The 18,995-nt window shown below is 65.7% G+C and carries 19 protein-coding genes, 3 tRNA genes and 2 rRNA genes; 17 read left to right on the forward strand and 7 right to left on the reverse strand.

Annotation, left to right across the window (positions count from 1 at the left end; translation table 11 throughout):
- Together MYL53_RS07450 and rrf are read left to right on the forward strand one after the other, a co-directional pair.
- Positions 1–90, forward strand: a 23S ribosomal RNA gene (locus MYL53_RS07450); the annotation flags it as partial.
- 89 nt (positions 91–179) lie between these two features.
- Positions 180–294, forward strand: a 5S ribosomal RNA gene (gene rrf, locus MYL53_RS07455).
- A 201-nt stretch (positions 295–495) separates the two neighbouring features.
- Here rrf and gloA2 read toward each other — a convergent pair.
- Positions 496–903 carry an SMU1112c/YaeR family gloxylase I-like metalloprotein gene (gloA2, locus tag MYL53_RS07460; protein WP_247853004.1) on the reverse strand — a complete coding sequence of 136 codons (408 nt, stop codon included), beginning with the start codon at positions 901–903 and terminating at the stop codon, positions 496–498.
- 79 nt (positions 904–982) lie between these two features.
- Complete coding sequence (hisC, locus tag MYL53_RS07465) at positions 983–2,038, reverse strand: histidinol-phosphate transaminase (RefSeq protein WP_247853005.1); 1,056 nt, start codon at positions 2,036–2,038, stop codon at positions 983–985.
- A 198-nt stretch (positions 2,039–2,236) separates the two neighbouring features.
- On the opposite strand from hisC, the gene MYL53_RS07470 reads away from it, so the two are divergent.
- The 4 genes from MYL53_RS07470 (at position 2,237) to mnmH (ending at position 6,418) form a co-directional block, all read left to right on the forward strand.
- A complete protein-coding gene (locus tag MYL53_RS07470; RefSeq protein ID WP_247853006.1) occupies positions 2,237–2,686 on the forward strand; it encodes a copper resistance protein NlpE N-terminal domain-containing protein in 450 nt (149 codons plus the stop codon).
- A 98-nt stretch (positions 2,687–2,784) separates the two neighbouring features.
- Complete coding sequence (radA, locus tag MYL53_RS07475; RefSeq protein WP_247853007.1) at positions 2,785–4,167, forward strand: DNA repair protein RadA; 1,383 nt, start codon at positions 2,785–2,787, stop codon at positions 4,165–4,167.
- Between the two features lie 92 nt (positions 4,168–4,259).
- Complete coding sequence (gene selD, locus MYL53_RS07480) at positions 4,260–5,297, forward strand: selenide, water dikinase SelD (RefSeq protein ID WP_247853008.1); 1,038 nt, start codon at positions 4,260–4,262, stop codon at positions 5,295–5,297.
- Entirely contained in the window at positions 5,294–6,418 is a 1,125-nt protein-coding gene (gene mnmH, locus MYL53_RS07485; protein WP_247853009.1) for a tRNA 2-selenouridine(34) synthase MnmH, read from the forward strand. The genes selD and mnmH overlap by 4 nt, the downstream gene beginning before the upstream one ends.
- Positions 6,419–6,433: 15 nt before the next feature.
- Here the strand turns inward: mnmH and MYL53_RS07490 are convergent, their stop codons facing one another.
- Positions 6,434–7,123 carry a type 1 glutamine amidotransferase gene (locus MYL53_RS07490; RefSeq protein ID WP_247853010.1) on the reverse strand — a complete coding sequence of 230 codons (690 nt, stop codon included), beginning with the start codon at positions 7,121–7,123 and terminating at the stop codon, positions 6,434–6,436.
- Positions 7,124–7,173: 50 nt separating this feature from the next.
- Here MYL53_RS07490 and MYL53_RS07495 point away from each other — a divergent pair, with 50 nt between their 5' ends.
- On the forward strand, positions 7,174–7,467 hold the full coding sequence (locus MYL53_RS07495) for an MGMT family protein (protein ID WP_247853011.1): 294 nt from the start codon (positions 7,174–7,176) through the stop codon (positions 7,465–7,467).
- Between the two features lie 184 nt (positions 7,468–7,651).
- Positions 7,652–8,233 (forward strand): YjaG family protein, encoded by a 582-nt coding sequence (locus tag MYL53_RS07500; protein WP_247853012.1) that lies wholly within the window; start codon positions 7,652–7,654, stop codon positions 8,231–8,233.
- 79 nt (positions 8,234–8,312) lie between these two features.
- On the opposite strand, the gene hisF is transcribed toward MYL53_RS07500, so the two are convergent.
- The 4 genes from hisF to hisB all read right to left on the reverse strand — a co-directional run bounded on the left by hisF (position 8,313) and on the right by hisB (position 11,231).
- A complete protein-coding gene (gene hisF, locus MYL53_RS07505; RefSeq protein WP_247853013.1) occupies positions 8,313–9,086 on the reverse strand; it encodes an imidazole glycerol phosphate synthase subunit HisF in 774 nt (257 codons plus the stop codon).
- 4 nt (positions 9,087–9,090) lie between these two features.
- A complete protein-coding gene (gene hisA / locus MYL53_RS07510; RefSeq protein ID WP_247853014.1) occupies positions 9,091–9,843 on the reverse strand; it encodes a 1-(5-phosphoribosyl)-5-[(5-phosphoribosylamino)methylideneamino]imidazole-4-carboxamide isomerase in 753 nt (250 codons plus the stop codon).
- A gap of 124 nt (positions 9,844–9,967) precedes the next feature.
- Positions 9,968–10,609, reverse strand: coding sequence for an imidazole glycerol phosphate synthase subunit HisH (hisH, locus tag MYL53_RS07515; protein ID WP_247853015.1), 642 nt, complete (start codon positions 10,607–10,609; stop codon positions 9,968–9,970).
- 28 nt (positions 10,610–10,637) lie between these two features.
- Positions 10,638–11,231: an imidazoleglycerol-phosphate dehydratase HisB gene (gene hisB, locus MYL53_RS07520; protein ID WP_035594728.1), complete on the reverse strand. Its 594-nt coding sequence runs from the start codon at positions 11,229–11,231 to the stop codon at positions 10,638–10,640.
- Positions 11,232–11,402: 171 nt separating this feature from the next.
- On the opposite strand from hisB, the gene MYL53_RS07525 reads away from it, so the two are divergent.
- The 9 genes from MYL53_RS07525 to MYL53_RS07565 all read left to right on the forward strand — a co-directional run bounded on the left by MYL53_RS07525 (position 11,403) and on the right by MYL53_RS07565 (position 18,734).
- On the forward strand, positions 11,403–11,855 hold the full coding sequence (locus tag MYL53_RS07525) for an acetyl-CoA sensor PanZ family protein (protein ID WP_247853016.1): 453 nt from the start codon (positions 11,403–11,405) through the stop codon (positions 11,853–11,855).
- Positions 11,852–14,188 carry an AsmA family protein gene (locus MYL53_RS07530; RefSeq protein ID WP_247853017.1) on the forward strand — a complete coding sequence of 779 codons (2,337 nt, stop codon included), beginning with the start codon at positions 11,852–11,854 and terminating at the stop codon, positions 14,186–14,188. The genes MYL53_RS07525 and MYL53_RS07530 overlap by 4 nt, the downstream gene beginning before the upstream one ends.
- Positions 14,189–14,254: 66 nt before the next feature.
- Positions 14,255–15,370, forward strand: coding sequence for an A/G-specific adenine glycosylase (gene mutY / locus MYL53_RS07535; RefSeq protein ID WP_247853018.1), 1,116 nt, complete (start codon positions 14,255–14,257; stop codon positions 15,368–15,370).
- A 3-nt stretch (positions 15,371–15,373) separates the two neighbouring features.
- Complete coding sequence (locus tag MYL53_RS07540; protein ID WP_247853019.1) at positions 15,374–15,646, forward strand: oxidative damage protection protein; 273 nt, start codon at positions 15,374–15,376, stop codon at positions 15,644–15,646.
- 93 nt (positions 15,647–15,739) lie between these two features.
- A tRNA-Phe gene (locus MYL53_RS07545) sits at positions 15,740–15,815 on the forward strand.
- A gap of 3 nt (positions 15,816–15,818) precedes the next feature.
- Positions 15,819–15,893: transfer RNA gene (locus MYL53_RS07550), tRNA-Gln, on the forward strand.
- Between the two features lie 95 nt (positions 15,894–15,988).
- Positions 15,989–16,064: transfer RNA gene (locus MYL53_RS07555), tRNA-Thr, on the forward strand.
- A 481-nt stretch (positions 16,065–16,545) separates the two neighbouring features.
- Positions 16,546–17,268 carry a DUF2726 domain-containing protein gene (locus MYL53_RS07560; protein ID WP_247853020.1) on the forward strand — a complete coding sequence of 241 codons (723 nt, stop codon included), beginning with the start codon at positions 16,546–16,548 and terminating at the stop codon, positions 17,266–17,268.
- A 29-nt stretch (positions 17,269–17,297) separates the two neighbouring features.
- Complete coding sequence (locus tag MYL53_RS07565; RefSeq protein WP_247853021.1) at positions 17,298–18,734, forward strand: hypothetical protein; 1,437 nt, start codon at positions 17,298–17,300, stop codon at positions 18,732–18,734.
- Positions 18,735–18,995 lie beyond the last annotated feature (261 nt).

Genomic DNA, 18,995 nt, shown 5'->3' on the forward strand with positions numbered 1-18,995 from the left:
CCAGCAAGACGAGCTGGTTGATAGGTCGGGTGTGGAAGCGCTGCAAGGCGTTGAGCTAACCGATACTAATGGCCCGTGAGGCTTGACCATATAACACCCAAGTGGTCTGTGGATGACACGGACGACAAGCGGATACGCGAGAGACGATCTCGTCAGCATGATTCGCATTGCCTTTTTCGCCTGACGACCATAGCGTGCGGGAACCACCTGATCCCTTGCCGAACTCAGCAGTGAAACCGCTCAGCGCCGATGGTAGTGTGGGAGTTCCCATGTGAGAGTAGGTCATCGTCAGGCACTTATCCCGGAAAAGCCCCGGCCTCATCAGAGGTCGGGGCTTTTCTCATTGGGGCGAGAAACGCCGGCGACGACCAGGCCTCGCGTGAAGGGATACTGAACCTCGCCCCTCGCCCCTCGCCCCTCGCCCCTCGCCCCTCGCTGAAAAACGCCCCGTCCTCATAAGAGGGCGGGGCGTTTTGCGTTGCTGGAACAGGGCGGTCAGTCGGCGGTTTCGTACAGCTCGATCGGCGTGCCGTCGGGATCGGCCAGAAAGGTGAAGCGGGCACCGGTGTATTCGTCGACGCGGATCGGCTCGGGTGCCGCACCGCGGGCCTCGAGCAGGGCGACGCAGGCGTCGAGATCGGGCGTGGCGAGCGCCAGGTGGCGCAGCCCGCAGGCCTCGGGGTAGCTCGGCCGCGGCGGCGGTGAGGGGAAGGAGAACAGCTCGAGCTGAATGCCGCCCGGCAGGCGCAGGTCGAGCTTGTGGCTGTCCCGCGTCTCGCGATAGGCCTCGTTGAGGATCTCGGCGTCCATCACCTCGAGGTAAAAGCGCCTGGCACGGGGATAGTCGGCGGTGATCAGCGCCACGTGGTGTACGCGGCTCAGGGGCAGTCGTGAGTCGGCCATATGGGCCTCGTATGGGAGTATCGGTCCAGCGGGGGAGGGCGAGGGGCGTCGAGCGACGCCCCTGACGTTCAGTCCCGGATCAGCGGCAGAGGTCTTCCAGTACTTCGACCAAGCTGTCCATCTCGTCTTCGGTGCCGATGGAGATGCGCAGCCAGCCGTTCAGCGCCTCGGTGTTGAAGTGGCGCACCAGCACGCCGCGCTCGCGCAGGCCGACGAACAGCTGGGCGGCATCCTGCTCGGGGTGATGCACCAACAGGAAATTGCTTTGCGACGGCAGCACCTGGAAGCCCAGGCTCTCGAGGCGCGTGCGGGTGCGCTCGCGGGTGGTGATCACCGCCTCGCGGCAGGCCTCGAAGTGCTCGCGGTCTTCCAGCGCGGCGACGCCGATGGCGCTGGCCAGGCTGTCGATCGGGTAGGAGTTGAAGGAGTCCTTGACCCGCTCGAGGCCTTCGATCAGCTCCCGCGAGCCCACCGCATAGCCGAGCCGCAGGCCGGCCAGGCTGCGTGACTTGGAGAAGGTGCCTGTGACCAGCAGGTTGGGGAAGCGCTCGATCAGCGGGATGGCGCTTTCGCCGCCGAAATCCACGTAGGCCTCGTCGACCAGCACCACCGACTCGGTGATGCGCGCGAGCAGTGCGGCGATCGCCTCCCGGCCGTGGCCGTGGCCGGTCGGCGCGTTGGGATTGGCGAAGATGGCCCCCCCGGCATCGGGGGAGAAGGCCTCGAGGTCGACGCGCCAGTCGGCGTCCAGCGGCAGGGTGCGGCGCTCCACGTCGTAGAGCCGGCAGTACACCGGATAGAAGCTGTAGGTGATGGCCGGCATCTCCAGCGGACGGCCGTTGGCGAAGAAGGCCTGGAAGGCCAGGGCCAGCACCTCATCGGAGCCGTTGCCGACGAACACCTGCTCGACCTCGACGCCGAACTCCCGGGCCAGCGCCTCGCGCAGGCCGTGCGACTCGGGATCGGGATAGCGGCGCAAATGGTCGGCTGGAAACTCCCGCAGCACCGCCTCGACGCCCGGCGCCGGCGGATAGGGGTTCTCGTTGGTGTTCAGCTTGATCAGGCGTTCGCGCGGCTGCTCGCCGGGGACGTAGGGCGTCAGCTCGCGGACCTTGGGGCTCCAGAACTTGCTCATCTTCATGTCTCGGATCGTGGGCAATCCGGTCATGGTCGCCCGGGCGCGGCGCCCGCGCAAGCCAGCCCTCCCGCCGGGGTGGCGGGCGGGGAGGGAACCCGATGGCGTTCGGGCTGTCCGCTGTTCTCACGAGAGGTTATGCTGTGAGTCAGGCTGCCGTGTAAGGCGGCGTCATGCCCATTGGTTAGGAGGACGAATATGCAAATCAGGACGTTGCTGGCCGGTTCCGCGATGCTTGCCCTGCTGGCAGGCTGTGCGGGCGGTCCCGGCGGGCAGGGCACCGAGCCCGGAATGGAAGCGACCCAGAGCACCTACCAGGGCACGCTGCCCTGCCGTAACTGCGAAGGGATCGATCTGAACGTGACCATGATGGGCGATGCCCAGAGCCCGGCCGCGGATCGCACCTTCGATCTGCAGGCCTCCTATCGTGGCCACCCGCAGAATCCGCCGGACGAGAACTACGAGGGTAGCTGGCAGCTGCTCGACGGCACCGCGGACAACCCCGATGCCACCGTCTACGAGCTGACGCCCCAGGGCGAGGGTCAGACCTACTACTTCCTGCGCCTCGACCCGCAGACCCTGGAGCTGATCGACCCTCAGCGTCGCCGCTTCCAGAACAACGAGATGCTGCGTCTGAAGCGCCTCTGAGGCGGTCGGTCACGTAGCAGCGAGGGGCGGCCGACGGGTCGCCCCTCGTCGTTGGGTTCTCGGGCTCGCCATTCACCGCAACCGTCGTCGGACCTCCCATGGCCAAAGCGAAAAGCGCCTTCGTCTGCACCGAATGCGGTGCCGAATACAGCAAGTGGCAGGGGCAGTGCACCAGCTGCCGCGAGTGGAACACCCTGAGCGAGATCCGGCTGTCGGCCGCCCGGCCCGGTGCGGGCAGCGGCGGCGGAGGCTCTGCGGCGCGGGGCGGCTATGCCGGGGCGATCTCCCGCGAGGTGATCGATCTTGCCAACGTCGATCTCAGCGAGGTGCCGCGGCTGTCCTCGACCTTCGAGGAGTTCGACCGGGTGCTGGGCGGAGGCCTGGTGCCGGGCTCGGCGGTGCTGCTGGGCGGTCATCCCGGCGCCGGCAAGTCGACCCTGCTGCTGCAGACCGCCTGCAAGCTGGCCCAGCAGCGCAAGGTGCTCTACGTCACCGGCGAGGAATCGCTGTCCCAGGTGGCGATGCGCGCCCATCGCCTGCAGCTTCCCACCCAGGGCCTGCAGATGCTGGCCGAGACCAGCATCGAGACCATCCTCGGCGTGGCCGAGCGCGAACGCCCCGAGATCCTGATCATCGACTCGATCCAGACCACCCACCTCGAGGATATCTCCTCGGCGCCGGGCGGCGTGGCCCAGGTGCGCGAGTCCGCCGCGGCGCTGACGCGCTTCGCCAAGCAGTCCAGCACCGTGCTGCTGCTGGTCGGCCACGTCACCAAGGACGGCACCCTGGCCGGCCCCAAGGTGCTCGAGCACATGATCGACGCCTCGCTGCTGCTCGAGGGCGGGGCCGACTCGCGCTTCCGCACCCTGCGCGGGCAGAAGAATCGCTTCGGTGCGGTCAACGAGCTCGGCGTGTTCGCCATGCTCGAGCACGGCCTCAAGGAGGTGAAGAACCCCAGCGCCATCTTCCTGTCGCGCACCGAGGAGCAGGCGCCGGGCAGCCTGGTGATGGTGGTCTGGGAGGGCACCCGGCCGATCCTGATCGAGGTGCAGGCGCTGCTCGACGACTCGGCGCTCGGCAACCCGCGACGGGTGGCGGTGGGCGTCGATCAGAACCGCCTGTCGATGCTGTTGGCGGTGCTGCATCGCCACGGCGGGCTGTTCACCGGCGATCAGGACGTGTTCCTCAACGTGGTCGGCGGGGTCAAGGTGCTCGAGACCAGCGCCGACCTGGCGGTGCTGCTGGCGGTGGTATCGAGCCTGCAGAGCCGGCCGCTGCCGCGCGAGCTGGTGGTGTTCGGCGAGGTCGGCCTGTCCGGCGAGATCCGCCCGGTGCCGAGCGGCCAGGAGCGCATCGTCGAGGCCGCCAAACACGGCTTCCGGCGCGCCATCGTGCCGCGCGCCAACGCGCCCAAGCATTCGCCCGAGGGCATGGAGGTCGTCGCCGTGGACAAGCTGGCCGATGCGCTGGAGGCGCTGTAGGCGGCGAGTCCGCAAGCGTGAAATCGCCGTCCAGCGACGGAGCGGGGGCGCTGTGTTGTAGAATGCCGGGAAACGACGCCAAGGAGACCGTGATGAGTGCCATCCGTCTGACGCAGTACAGCCACGGCGCCGGCTGTGGCTGCAAGATCGCCCCCGACGTCCTCGACGGGATCCTGGCCAAGGCCGGGCCGGGCGCCAGCCACTCGCGGCTGATCGTCGGCAACCAGGGGCGCGAGGACGCCGCCGTCTACGATCTGGGCGACGGCCGCGGCATGATCGCCACCACCGACTTCTTCATGCCGATCGTCGACGACCCCTTCGACTTCGGCCGCATCGCCGCCACCAACGCCATCAGCGACGTCTACGCCATGGGCGGCACGCCGATCATGGCGCTGGGCATCCTCGGCTGGCCGCTCGACAAGCTCGGCGCCGACATCGCCGGCGACGTGGTCGGCGGCGCCCAGGCGGTGTGCCGCGAGCTGGGCCTGGCGCTGGCCGGCGGCCACTCCATCGATGCCCCGGAGCCGATCTTCGGCCTCTCGGTCAACGGCCTGGTCGACCTCGAGCTCCTCAAGCTCAACAAGGGCGCCCAGGTGGGCGACCTGCTGTACCTCACCAAGCCGCTTGGCGTGGGGCTTTTGACCACCGCCGAGAAGAAGGGCCTGATCCAGCCCGGCCATCAGGGCCTGGCGCGGCGCACCATGCTCGAGACCAACCGCATCGGCGCCGAGCTGGCAAAGATTCCCGGCGTGCATGCCATGACCGACGTCACCGGTTTCGGCCTGGCCGGCCACCTCAGCGAGGTTTGCGAGGCCAGCGGCGTGGCCGCGCGCATCGACTTCCGCCGCCTGCCGCGCCTCGCCGAGGCCGAGTCCTACCGGCGCCAGGGCGCGGTCCCCGGCGGCACCCTGCGCAACCGCGACGCCCTCGGCAAGGCGCTGCCGGCCATGGACGATGCCCACTGGCAGTGGCTGTGCGACCCGCAGACCTCCGGGGGCCTGCTGCTGTCGGTGCACCCGTCCTGGGAGGACGACGTCGAGCGCGTGGGCCGGCAGTACGGCCTCGAGCTCGAGCCGTTCGGCGAGGTGATCGCCGCGCGCGGCGAGGCGCGTCTCGAGGTGAAGGGATGAGTCTTCCGCTGGTCGAGCCGGACCTCGCGCTGCTGCGCGAGAGGCGAACGCTGATCGACGTGCGTGCCCCGGTGGAGTTCGCCCAGGGCGCGCTGCCCGGGGCGATCAATCTGCCGCTGATGGACGACGAGGAGCGCCATCTGGTCGGCATCGCCTACAAGGAGCAGGGCCAGCAGGCCGCCATCGAACTGGGCGAGCGCCTGGTCGGCGGCGGCATCAAGGCCGCCCGGCTCGACGCCTGGCGTCGCGAGCTGGAGGCCCATCCCGATGCGATCATCTACTGCTTCCGCGGTGGGCTGCGCTCCCAGGTCGCCCAGCAGTGGCTGGTCGAGGCCGGCATCACCCGGCCGCGCATCCGCGGCGGCTGGAAGGCCATGCGCCAAGCGCTGTGCGCGCACATCGATGCCGCCGCCGAAAGGCCGATGCTGGTGGTGGGCGGGCTGACCGGCTGCGCCAAGACCTCGCTGATCACCGCCCTGGACCAGGGCCTGGACTTGGAGGGCTGCGCGCGCCACAAGGGCTCGGCCTTCGGCCGCCACCCGCTGCCGGCGCCGTCGCAGATCGACTTCGAACACGCCATGGGGCTGCGGTTGCTGGCGCTGCCGGGGCCGCTGGTGCTGGAAGACGAGTCGCGCCATATCGGTTCGGCCAACGTGCCGCTGACCTTCTGGCGCGGCATGGAGGCCGCCCCGCGGATTCGCGTCGAGATGCCGCTGGACTGGCGCCTGGCGCAGATCCACAAGGACTACATCGACGACCTGTGGGCGGTCTATCGTCAGCAGTTCGGCGACTGGCTGGGCTGGACGCTGATGCGCAAGCAGCTTTCAGGTGCGCTCGGCCGGCTCAAAAAACGCCTCGGCGGCGCCCGGCTGGCGCGACTGCAGCGCTTGCAGGAGCTGGCCTTCCGCGAGCACGAGCGCGGCAATCGTCAGGCCCACGAGGCCTGGCTGGCGCCGCTGCTCACCGAGTACTACGACCCCATGTACCGCTACCAGCTGGAGAAGCACGACGACCAGCGCTTCCTCCACGTGGGCGACTGGGACAGCTGCCTGGCCTTCGCCCGCGACTGGGTCGCCGAGGCCGAGGCCCAGCACCGGCCGAGCGCGACCGTCTCGGCCTGAACACGGGGACGAGCCTCAGCTTGCCGTCGCGTGTTTCGCCCACTGGCTCAGCACCCGGTCGAGCAGCGGCGCCATGCGGTCGAAGCGCCGCGCATCGTCGAGCATCGCCTCGCGGTCCTGGCGGTAGGGGCTGTCGGCGTCGCCCTCGGGGCGCGGCAGGTGGTCGAGCATGGCGGTGACGCTCTCCGCGGTGGCCTCCAGGTGGCAGAGCATTCCGACCACCCGGCCGGCGTCCCAGGCGAAGCCCTGCAGCGGGCTCGCCGGAGTGCCGCCCAGCGGCAGGGCGTCGTCCGGCAGGGCGAAGATCTCGCGGTGCCAGGTGAAGGCCTCGAAGCGTTCCGGCAGGTCGAACGGGCTGGTCGGCGCCAGGGTGACGGGCTGCCAGCCGGTCTCGGCCAGGGTGCCGCGGGACACCGGCGCGCCCAGTGCCTCGGCGATGCGCCGGGCGCCGTGGCCGATGCCGAGCAGCGGCCGCCGGCCGTCGAGCAGGCGCTCGATCAGCTTGCGCTCGCCGCGGGCCCAGTCGGTCTCCGGCTCGCCCTCGGGAGCGTCGAGCACGATCAGCGCCTCGACGTCGCCGGCGCGCGGCGGCAGCTCGCCCTCGTCGAGGTGGAAGACCGTGTGGCTGTGCCCCATGCTGTCGAGCCAGTCGCCGAGACGGGCGGGCCCCAGATGGGGGCTGTGCTGGAGCAGGTGGACGTGCATTCGGGCGACCTCGCCGATATCGGAAAACATGAAGAGGACAGGCAGGTTACATGAACGCGGCCCTCAAGGAACAGATACTCACGGTGATGGCCGAGATCCCCCCGGGGCGGGTCACCACCTACGGGCGCATCGCCGCCATGACCGAGGGCGGCACGCCCCGGCTGGTAGCCCGGGCACTGCGCGAGCTGCCGTCCGGCCACGGCCTGCCGTGGTTCCGGGTGATCACCGCCTCGCGCAAGCTGGCCGACCATCCCGGCGCCGACGAGCAGCGCCGGCGGCTGATCGACGAGGGCGTGGCGTTCGATGTGCGGGGAAAGGTATCGCCGGAGCGCATGTGGCCCTGAGCCTCGATACCACGCCGCTTATTCGGCGACAGGCCCCGAAGTGTCGGACCATCGGGGAGGCGCTGTGAACCCATCCCTGGGCGCTACCGACGCCATCCCTGGCGTAGGACCTCCCCTCTGGCCTGCCTCCGATGCGCCGTCCCATCTATCAATGACTCGAACAACAGGGTCTCAAGGAGCATCCATGAGCGGTTTCTTTCAGCGCCTGCAGCGGCTCGAACCGCGCCGTCAGCAGGCCTTCATGGCGGCGCTGTGCGAGCGACTGCTGCCGAACTACGCCTTCTACGCCGAGGCCACCGGCCACGGCGATCCCAAGGCGCTGCGGGTCGTGCTTGATCTGGTCTGGGAGCGGCTGGCGGTCAAGGACGCGCGCATCGACTTCGATCGCCAGGCCGAGAAGCTGGCCGAGCTGGAGCCGCCGGCCGAGGACGACAGCTTCGGCGCTCGTCGCGCGCTGGAGGCGGTGGTGGCGATCTCGTCGCTGCTCGACACCCTGCGCGGCGACTCGCCGGAGGCGGTGCTGGAGGTGAGTCGCACATCACGTGGGGGCGTCAGGGCCTTTATCGAGCTGACCGAGGGCGAGGAGGACGGCGAACGCCTCGCCGCCATCGTGCGCGAGCATCCGCTGATGGAAGACGAGAACGGCTTCCAGGATGCGGTGCTCGAGGCGGTGGAAGGCGAACTGGGCCGCGACGGCCTCAAGGCGCTGCGCCGGCTGGGCCGCAACGAGGGCGTCAGTAACCTGGGGCTCGGCGGCGAGGAATAGTCGCCCGCGCGCCGGCCACAACGGCGAAGGGCCCGCCAAATGGCGGGCCCTTCGTGTGAGGCGGGCGGTAGGTGAGGCGTTACAGCCTCATTTCTATGCCACGCTCGGCCATGTACCGCTTGGCCTCTGGGATGGTGTACTCGCCGAAGTGGAAGATGCTGGCCGCCAGTACCGCATCGGCGCCGCCATCCTTCACGCCCTCGACCAGGTGGTCGAGGTTGCCCACGCCGCCGGAGGCGATCACCGGCACGCTCACCGCTTCCGAGATGGCGTGGGTCACGCCGATATCGAAGCCAGACTTGGTGCCGTCGCGGTCCATGCTGGTCAGCAGCAGCTCGCCGGCGCCCAGTTCGACCATCTTCTTCGCCCACTCCACGGCATCGAGGCCGGTGGGGCGGCGGCCGCCGTGGGTGAAGATTTCCCAGCGTGGCGCCTCGCCGTCCTCGGAGACCTTCTTGGCGTCGATCGCCACCACGATGCACTGGCTGCCGAAGCGCTCGGCGGCCTCGTGCACGAACTCGGGGTTGTGCACCGCGGCGGTGTTGATCGACACCTTGTCGGCACCGGCGTTGAGCATGGTGCGGATGTCATCGCAGGTGCGGATGCCGCCGCCCACGGTCAGCGGGATGAAGACCTCGCCGGCGATGCGCTCGACCATCTCCACCGTGGTGCCGCGATCCTCGTGACTGGCGGTGATGTCGAGGAAGGTGATCTCGTCGGCGCCCTGCTGGTTGTAGCGCTGGGCGATCTCCACCGGGTCGCCGGCGTCACGGATGCCGATGAAGTTCACGCCCTTGACCACCCGGCCGGCATCGACGTCCAGGCAGGGGATGATGCGCTTGGCGAGTCCCATGGTGTCAGCTCCCGTCACGTTGGCCGGTGAGTTCGTCGCACAGCGCCTGGGCCTCGGCCACGTCCAGGCTGCCTTCGTAGATGGCGCGGCCGGTGATGGCGCCGAGGATGCCCGGCTCGCCGGCCGCGATCAGCGCTCGCAGGTCGTCGAGGTTGGTCACCCCGCCGGAGGCGATCACCGGCAGGCCGCCCTCGCGGGCCAGCTCGGCGGTGGCCTCGACGTTGACGCCGCCCATCATGCCGTCGCGGGCGATGTCGGTGTAGACGATCGAGGACACGCCGTCGTCGGCGAAGCGCTTGGCCAGCTCGGTGGCCTTCAGGGTCGAGACCTCGGCCCAGCCGTCGGTGGCCACGAAGCCGTCGCGGGCGTCGAGGCCGACGATCACGTGGCCGGCGAAGGCCTTGCACATCTCGGTCACGAAGGCCGGTTCCTTGACTGCCTTGGTGCCGATGATGACCTGGGACACGCCGGCCTCGAGGTAGTGCTCGATGGTCTCGGCCGAGCGGATGCCGCCGCCGATCTGGATCGGCAGGTGCGGGTAGGCCCGGGCGATGGCGGTGACCGCCTCGCCGTTGACCGGCTCGCCCTCGAAGGCGCCGTTGAGGTCGACCAGGTGCAGGCGGCGGGCGCCGGCCTCGACCCAGCGTGCGGCCATGGCCACGGGGTCGTCGCCGTAGGTGGTGGCATCGTCCATCCGGCCCTGCTTGAGGCGAACGCACTTGCCGTCCTTGAGATCGATGGCGGGGATTACCAGCATGTCCAGTCCTCTACGGGCACTCAGCGGGCGCCCTTTGATTGTCAGGCGCGGCAGCGGGCGCCCTGTAAATTGTAAGGGGCGCGGCAGCGGGCGCCCTTGAAATTGTCGTAGGCGTGGTCGCCGCTCAGGGCGTCCACTGCACGAAGTTTTCCAACAGCCGCAGACCGGCCCGGGAGCTCTTCTCCGGGTGGAACTGCACGGCGAAGGTGGCATCGCGGCCGGTAGCCACGTGGGCGGTGACGCGGCCGTAGTCGGTGGTGCCGAACACCTGGGCGTCCTCGCCAGCCTCCACGTAGTAGCTGTGCACGAAGTAGAAGTGCTCCTGGTCGTCGATGCCCTTCCACAGCGGGTGGTCGTGGCGCTGGCGCACCAGGTTCCAGCCCATGTGTGGCACCTTCAGGCGATGGTCCATGTCGTCGCGCATGTCGGCGGGGAAGCGCCGCACCTGGCCGTGCATGAAGCCCAGGCAGTCGACGCCGCCGTTCTCCTCGCTGCGCTCGTGGAGCATCTGCTGGCCGACGCAGATGCCGAGCAGCGGCTTGGACTGCTGGGCCAGCAGCTCCTCGACCAGACCGCGCAGCTCGGTGCGCTCGAGTTCGCCCATGCAGTCGCGGATGGCGCCCTGGCCGGGCAGCACCAGGCGCGTGGCGCCCTGGATGCGGCGGGCGTCTCGGGTCACCACCACGTGTTCGTGGGTGACGTGCTCCAGTGCCTTGGCGACGGAATGCAGGTTGCCCATTCCGTAGTCGATGACGGCAATGGTCATGGGACGCTCCTCGTGTCGGTCGGCGGGATCACAGGCTGCCCTTGGTGGACGGCATCTGGCCGGCCATGCGGGGATCCTCGGCGGCCGCCATGCGCAGCGCTCGGCCGAAGGCCTTGAAGATGGTTTCCGCCTGATGGTGGGCATTGAAGCCCTTCAGGTTGTCGATGTGCAGGGTGACCTTGGCGTGGTTCACGAAGCCCTGGAAGAACTCCCAGAACAGCTGGGTATCCAGGCGGCCGATGCTGGCGCGGGTGAACTCGACGTCCATGAACAGGCCCGGGCGGCCGGAGAAGTCTACCACGACCCGCGACAGCGCCTCGTCGAGCGGCACGTAGGCGTGGCCGTAGCGGTAGATGCCGCGCTTGTCGCCGATCGCCTGGTCGAAGGCCTGCCCCAGGGTGATGCCGAGATCCTCGACGGTGTGGTGGTCGTCGATATGCAGGTCGCCCACCGCCTTGATCTCCAGATCGATCATGCCGTGGCGGGCCACCTGGTCGAGCATGTGGTCGAGGAAGGGCACGCCGGTCTCGCAGACCAGCTGGCCCTTGCCGTCGAGGTTCACGGTGACCGTGATCTGAGTTTCCTTGGTGTCGCGGGTGACGGTGGCGATACGCTCGGACATGTCGGGTCTCCAGCGCCGGGGCGCGTGTCGGAATGGGGCCGCCGTCGGGGCGGAAAGACGGGGCGGCCCCGCCGTTGCAAGGCTGCCATTATAGTGAAACGCTACCCCCATTCGCTACAATGCCCCCACCATGCGGCAGGCCTGGCCTGCCTCTTTCAGGGAGATACCTGCATGCCGGTCACGCTACAGCGCGTCGATCAAGCGATCTGGGAAGCGGATGCCCAGGTGCGCAGCGATCTGATCCGCATCTATCAAGATGCCCCCGCCGAGCGCCTGCCGGCCTCGCCCGAGCAGTTCGTCGGCGATCACCTGACCGCCGAGCGCTATTTCTTCTGTGCCCGCTTCAACGACCGCCTGCTGGGGGCGCTGGCCGTGTCGCCGGACGATGAGGCCTGGTGGCTGTCGCATCTATGCGTGCGCCAGACCACCCGCCGCCGCGGCGTCGGCTCGCGGCTGCTGGCCCTCACCGGCGAGGCCGCTCACGTCGCCGGCCGTCGGCTGCGCGTGCTGGCCTCCCAGCTGCCCATGGCCGACCAGGTGCTGCTGACTCGCATGGGCTACCGGCTGACCCAGGCCGGTGACTACTTTGAAATGGATCTCTCGCCCAAAGGAGCCGGGCAATGAAGCGAATCCTGCGTACCCTGCTGGCTGCCGTTGGCGTCCTCGGCCTGGTATTGGTCGGCGCCGTGGTGTTCATCACCACCTTCTTCGACCCCGAGGACCTCAAGCCGCGCCTGATCGACGTCGTGCGCGAGCACAGCGGCCTGGAGCTGGAGCTGGACGGCCCGCTGAGCTGGTCCTTCTATCCGCGCCTCGGCGTCGGCGTGGCCAGCGCCGAGGCGCGCCTGCCCGGCCAGGCCGCCGAGGCCGAGCCCTTCGCCGCCTTCGACCACGCCGAGGTCAGCCTGGCCATGGCACCGCTGCTGCGGGGCGAGATCGCCATCGACGGCCTGACCCTCGACGGCCTCGACCTCAACCTCGAGCGTGACGCCGAGGGACGCGGCAACTGGCAGACCCTGATCGAGCGGCTGCGCAGCCGCAGCGAACAGGCGGAATCGGTGCTGGCTCCGGCCAGTGCCGGGCCCAACCCCGGCGCCAGCGGTCTGGACGTGGCGCTGAACATCGCCAGCGTGCAGCTGCGCAACGGCCACATCGACTACCGCGACCTCCAGGCCGGGCGCGAGCTGATGCTGTCGGGCGTCGACATCACCGGCAGCAACGTCAATCCCGACAAGCCGTTTCCGCTCAGCGCCAGCCTCGACGTCGCCCTGAACGACGCGCTGGGCGCCGAGACGCCGAGGCTGGCCAGCCAGCTGAGCCTCGAGACCCAGGTCAGTCTGGGGCTGGCCGAGGGACGGCACGTGCTCGAGGGGCTGTCGCTGTCGTCCAGTACCCGGCTCGACGGCGAAAAAGAGGCCCAGGAGGCGGAGCTCGACGCCGACCAGCTGGTGCTCGATCTGTCCGCCAACCGGCTGAAGGTGAACGGCGGCCAGCTCGACGTCGGGCTGATGGACTCCCGGCTGGGTGACGAGCGCCTGCCACTGTCGCTGGCCTTTGGCCTCGACGCCGACCTGGCCGACAGCAGTGCGCGGTTCAGCGACCTGGCGCTGACCGGGCCCGACGGCCTCGATCTCGACGGCAGCCTGACGCTCACCGGTCTGGAAGACAGCCCGGCCTACAACGGCCAGCTGCGTCTCGCCGAGCTGTCGCTGCGGCCCTGGCTCGAGCGCTTCGATGTGATGCCGGACATGGCCTCCGACGAGGCCCTGAGCCAGGTGGCGCTGACCAGTCCGATCGAGGGCGACCTGGAGCATGTCACCCTGGACGGCCTGAACCTGAGCCTGGACGGCAGCACCTTCAACGGTCGCCTGGGGGGACGCTTCGACGGCGCCCGCCTGGAGGCCGACCTGCAGGGCGATCGCCTGGTGATGGACGACTACCTGCCGTCGACCGAGCCTTCCGCCGAGACTGCCGGTGGCCCCAGCCTGCCCGGCGTCGGCCGCGCCATCGCCCAGAACGGCCAGGAGCCGCTGCTGCCCGCCGACTGGCTGGCCGCGCTCTCGCTCGACGCCAAGCTGAGCCTCGGCGAGCTGATCCTGATGGGCCAGACCTTCAGCGACGTCAGCCTGACCCTGGTCGGCGACGACGGCCGCCAGCGGCTGGTGAACTTCGAGTCCGGCCTGCATGAGGGGCGGCTGTTGGCCAATGGCGAGCTCGACGCCCGCGAGACGCCGCTGCGCTGGCAGCTGTCGCCGCGGATCGAGAATCTGCGCCTGGGCTCGCTGCTGGCCTCGCTGGGCGAGGAACCCGCACCGATCGAGGGGCGGCTGAACGCCGAGGGCGAGCTGACGACCCGCGGTAACAGCGTGCCCGAGCTCAAGCGGGCCCTGAACGGTCAGCTCGATACCCAGCTGGCCGAGGGCCGCCTGCCCGGCGTCAACGTCTCGCAGCAGCTGTGCACGACCGCCGCGCGCCTGGAAGGCAACAGCACCAGCCGCGAATGGGCGCCCGATACCCGCCTGCAGCGCGCCGAGGCCAGCTTCCGTATCCGCGACGGCGTGGCCGAGAGCGATGACCTCAGTGTCGCCATCCCCGGCGTTGGCCTGGGCGGCAACGGCAGCTTCGACCTGACCAGCGAGCGCTTCGATCTGCGCGCCAATGCCCGCTTCACCGGCGAGGACGTGGACGCCGCCTGCGAGGTCAATCCGCGGCTGGTCGACGTGCCCTTCCCGGTGCGCTGCGAAGGCCAGCTGGGCGGCGACAGCGCCGAGTGGTGCCGCTTCGACCGCGATGCCTTCCGCTCCACCCTGGGCGATCTGCTGCGCGGGGAAGTCTCCCAGCGGGCCAACGACAAGCTGCGCGAGAGCCTCGGCGATGCGGTGAAGAAACTCGACGAACGCATCGATGAGGATTCGCGTGGGGAACTTCGCGACGCCCTCAAGGGTCTCTTCAATTGAGCAAGCAATAGCCAGTCACTGCGCCGACTTACCGTCGGCGCTTTTTTTCGTGCCGAGAAAATATCCATGACGGAGACGTCCCCCGCTATCCTGGCTCCCGACACCTTCCAACAGCGCCTGCTCGAGTGGTTCGATGTGCACGGCCGCCACGACCTGCCCTGGCAGCATGACCGCACGCCGTACCGGGTGTGGGTCTCGGAGATCATGCTGCAGCAGACCCAGGTCGCCACCGTGATTCCCTACTTCGAGCGCTTCATGGAACGCTTCCCCGACGTGCGTTCGCTGGCGGTCGCCGAGCAGGACGAGGTGCTGCACCTATGGACCGGGCTCGGCTACTACGCCCGCGGCCGCAACCTGCACAAGGCCGCCCGGGTAGTGGTCGAAGAACACGGCGGCGACTTCCCCGTGCACAGCCTCGACGCCATGGCCGCGCTACCCGGCATCGGCCGTTCCACCGCCGGGGCGGTGATCGCCCAGAGCACCGGCCAGCGGGCGGTGATCCTCGATGGCAACGTCAAGCGCGTGCTCACGCGGCTTCACGCCGTGGAGGGCTGGCCGGGGCGCCCGGCGGTGGAGCGCGAGCTGTGGGGCCTCGCCGAGCACTACACGCCCGAGCGCCGGGTGGTCGACTTCACCCAGGCGATGATGGACCTCGGCGCCACCCTGTGCCGGCGCGGCCAGCCCGACTGCGAGCGCTGCCCCTTCAATGATGTCTGCGTGGCCCGGGCCCGCGGCGAGCAGAAGCGCTTCCCGGAGTCCAAGCCGAAGAAGGCCATTCCCACCCGCACCACTACCATGCTGCTGCTGCAGGATGAGGCCGGGCGGGTGCTGCTCGAGCAGCGCCCCTCCAGCGGCCTGTGGGGCGGGCTGTGGAGCCTGCCGCAGTTCGACACCTCGCTGGAGTTGCGCGCCTGGCTCGACCACCACGCGCCCGGTGCGAGCCTGGAGGCGCCCTGGGAGGCCTTCACCCACGTGTTCAGCCATTTCCGCCTCGAGATCACTCCGCAGCCGGCGCGGGTGAGTCGCCTCGACGGCGTGGGCGAGACGCGGCGCTGGTTCGATCCCGCCGCGCCGGACAGCATCGGCCTGGCCGCGCCGGTGAAAGGCTTGCTGGACGCGCTGCGCCCCTTCACCCTGAGCGTCCAGGACGCGCCCCATTCTTCCTCATCCCAGGAGCCATGACCGATGAGCCAGACCGTCTTCTGCCGCAAGTACCAGCAACAACTCGAGGCCCTGCCGTTCCCGCCGCTGCCCGGCAAGAAGGGCCAGGAGATCCAGGCCACCGTCTCCAAGCAGGCCTGGGAGGAGTGGCAGGCCCTGCAGACCCGCCTGATCAACGAGAAGCACCTCAACATGCTCGAGCCCTCGGCGCGCGAGTACCTGATGGAGCAGCTGGAGCGCTTCCTCGACAACGAGCAGACCGACCAGGCGGAAGGTTACGTACCGCCCGAAAAGTAGGCGCGACGGGGCCTGCGGTCGTCTTCCAACTTTTTGAATCGAAAAGAGTTGACGACAGCGGGCCATTACGGTTTAATACGCACCGTTGGCGAGGGCCAGATAGCTCAGTCGGTAGAGCAGGGGATTGAAAATCCCCGTGTCGGCGGTTCGATTCCGTCTCTGGCCACCACGTTGGGGTATAGCCAAGCGGTAAGGCACCGGTTTTTGGTATCGGCATGCGCAGGTTCGAATCCTGCTACCCCAGCCACGCCAACATAAGTTTTCGAGAAGCCGTGAACGAAGGTTCACGGTTTTTCTCGCTCAGGAGGGCACGTTCCTCCTGCAGTGGTTGCAAGCGCCGTTGCCGGCATAGCTCAGTTGGTAGAGCAACTGACTTGTAATCAGTAGGTCCCGGGTTCGACTCCTGGTGCCGGCACCATTTGCTATCACTGTGTTAGCGACATTAGAACCGCCCCTCGAAGGCGGTTTTTTTGTGTCCGCACGATACGTCGTGCAACTATCCCCAGTCCCCTCGCCGGCGGCGGGTGTGGATATCCTTTCTCCAGGCAAAAAAACGGCCCGCCAGACGGCGAGCCGGAATCTCGGAATTTCCCAAATCCAGATCCATATCACGTGTCACCTCGTGATAGGACCCATCCTATCCGCGGATTCTTGCAGCCGTGTGACGTCCGGCAGCCTGAGCCGCATCATGGCGCCGAGAAGGCCGTGACGGCGCCTGTGAAGCCGCTGTGGCGGCGCCGATGTGTGCCCGTTCGACCGCGCCACGTTGTCAGAGCATCCGGTGACGGCTAAATTATCTTCAGTCTTGATGCCCGACAAGGCCGATGGGAAGAGTGCCCGCGTCGAGCGTGTCATCACCTGGCTGTGGACAACGACGATAAACCACGGAGGGGCGGGCTATGGAACAGGCCATGCAGGAGCTCACAAACACCGTCGTGACGTTCACCATCTATGGGGTGCTGTTCATGGCAGCCCTCACCATCCTCAAAATCATCTTCTATCGCTCCAGTATCGGAAAGCTATTAGGCTCGGGAAACAAGCGCAAACGCGGTAGAAGGCGCGGCAAAGCCGACCCCAAGGCCATCTCTTCCACCGCACAGTTCGTTTACGCGCAGTACAAGGATCACGAGCGAAAAACGAAGGCTGATGCATGGAAAAGCCCCCAAGAGCCGGCTGCCGACCTTGCAGAAAAGCGAGAGAAAAGCGACCGGAATTATTCAGAAGAGCTGATGGGTCGAGGTGATGCCTATATCGCCCGCACCCACCTGATGACTCCTACCGAACGTGACGTTTTCAAGGTGCTCCAAAAAGCCTATGGTGATAAGTATCACATTTTCTGCCAAGTTCGTGTTGTAGATATCATTCAGCCGAACACATCGAAGTATCACGCAAAAAGCAAAGAGTATATGTCGCTTTTCAGGCAGCTTTCGCAATGGCACTTTGATTATGTTTTATGTAGCAGGGATGATCTCAAGGTCTTTTGTGCCCTAGAGCTTGACGACAAAACACATGAGCGGCCGGAAAGGAGGAAAAGAGATAGGATTATAAATATGGCCTGTGAGGTTTCTGGTCTTAGGTTGGAAAGAATGGTTGTGGATCATAATAAAAAAGCATTGAAGTAAAGTGATTTGCGCATGAGGCTGGAGGTTTGATGAGATTTTCTGAGTATTTCGGACTCTATAGAAGTCAGGCGTATCTGGATTTTGTGGATGTTCCGCTGGATACAGATTTAAGCGTTTTCGTAGAGCCGGTTGCTATTAAGCAGCTGCAGTCGTCTTGGGGGAATGAGCTGGCTTCACTCTTGCAGACCTTTTTTGACAAGGTCCTTTCTTGTATAAGGTCCGGAAATAACGATGAGGCTAGACGGTTGCTGGCCTCTCTGAATGAGAGTAACGAGTTTCATCTTGGGTACTCATCAGGGAAGTCTATGGGGCATGGGTTTGGAGAAGGTTCAGCTGAAAGTGTATGGACTGCTCTGACTCAAAGCAAAGCCTCAGTTACCGGGCTTCTTAGGGATTTAGAAGATACTGCCCTTTTGATTCCTGGTGTTGGATCGGACATGATCTCTGATGCTGTTTGTAATATCTTGAGGGGGGCGTTTATTAAATATACCCAAGATATGTGCAGCTACTATGGAGTGACTTTGACTCCAAATGTGGCATCAGGACCAATATGGAATCCTCAAAAGGGAGGCTGGGAACAAGCCTATGTTGCGCTACCTGTTACTGAATTTGGTAAAGTGATTCTTGTTCCCAAGATTGTAGTTCGTCATCGTCTAGTTTATGACTCTGCGCAATATTACCGGCATTATATATTGCCGCATATGCAAGATGAACACATTAGGATGCGATCACCTCTGGTGGATGTCCTAAAGGATGGCCGCCTGAATGTTACTAAAAAAAAGCTCATGGAGAAGTATGGCAAGGATAAACTTGCCGTTGCACAGCAAACTGTAGCTAGGCCCCACGTGCTAGATGAATATAGGGAGCAAAAAGCTAACTCCCCCTCTAGTCCGCTAAGTCAAGAGCAGCTCGCAGAGGTTGAGGGTAGAGATGTTCCTGACATAAAACCCTTGATTGCCTCCCTTAAATCACTCCCCCCAGGGAATCAGCACGCTCATGAATATGAAGGTTTGATAGAGAAGATATTCACGGCCATATTTTATCCGTCTTTATGTAATCCCCGTAAGCAGCATAAAACACACGGGGGGCGAAAAATTGTTGATATCACATACTCTAATGAAGCGAAAGCTGGATTCTTTTCTTGGCTCTCGAGGCACTACACTTGCCCTATGATTTTTGTGGAGTGTAAGAATTATGGTAAGGAAATAGGAAACCCTGAGATAGATCAGATTTCTGGAAGGTTTTCACCTAGCAGGGGGTGGGTGGGGATTTTAGTCTGTCGGTCTCTCAAAGATAAGAAAAGAATGGTTCAGCGGTGCATTGATACTGTGAATGATCAGAGAGGCTATGTCATCGTTCTAGATGATGGTGATGTGGAAGAGATTGTTGAAGAATATGCTAGCAACGAGGGGAGTCAAGATCATACTGGTCTTCGGAAAAAATGGGAGGAGATCGTGTTTTCATAGTCCCTGGCCTGCATGGGAAAAGACGCCGAGCATAAGTTTTTAACTCTCTGCTTGGCGTTTTTATAGTAAATGGAGTTTTATCTTCTTAGATAGTCTTTTATTATGTCATTGCAAGAGGTCGCTCTGTGAGAAAACCCATCGTTATTCGGGTTTTGCCAAAAAAGCAACTCACAGCTTTTTCCATCTAAATCGGAAATCATTCGCCGAGTATTTGGTTCCCCAAGTATGGCTATAGCCTTGCGCCTCGACATCCCTTCTACA

Source organism: Halomonas getboli (assembly GCF_023094245.1).
Classification (GTDB): Bacteria; Pseudomonadota; Gammaproteobacteria; order Pseudomonadales; family Halomonadaceae; genus Halomonas; species Halomonas getboli.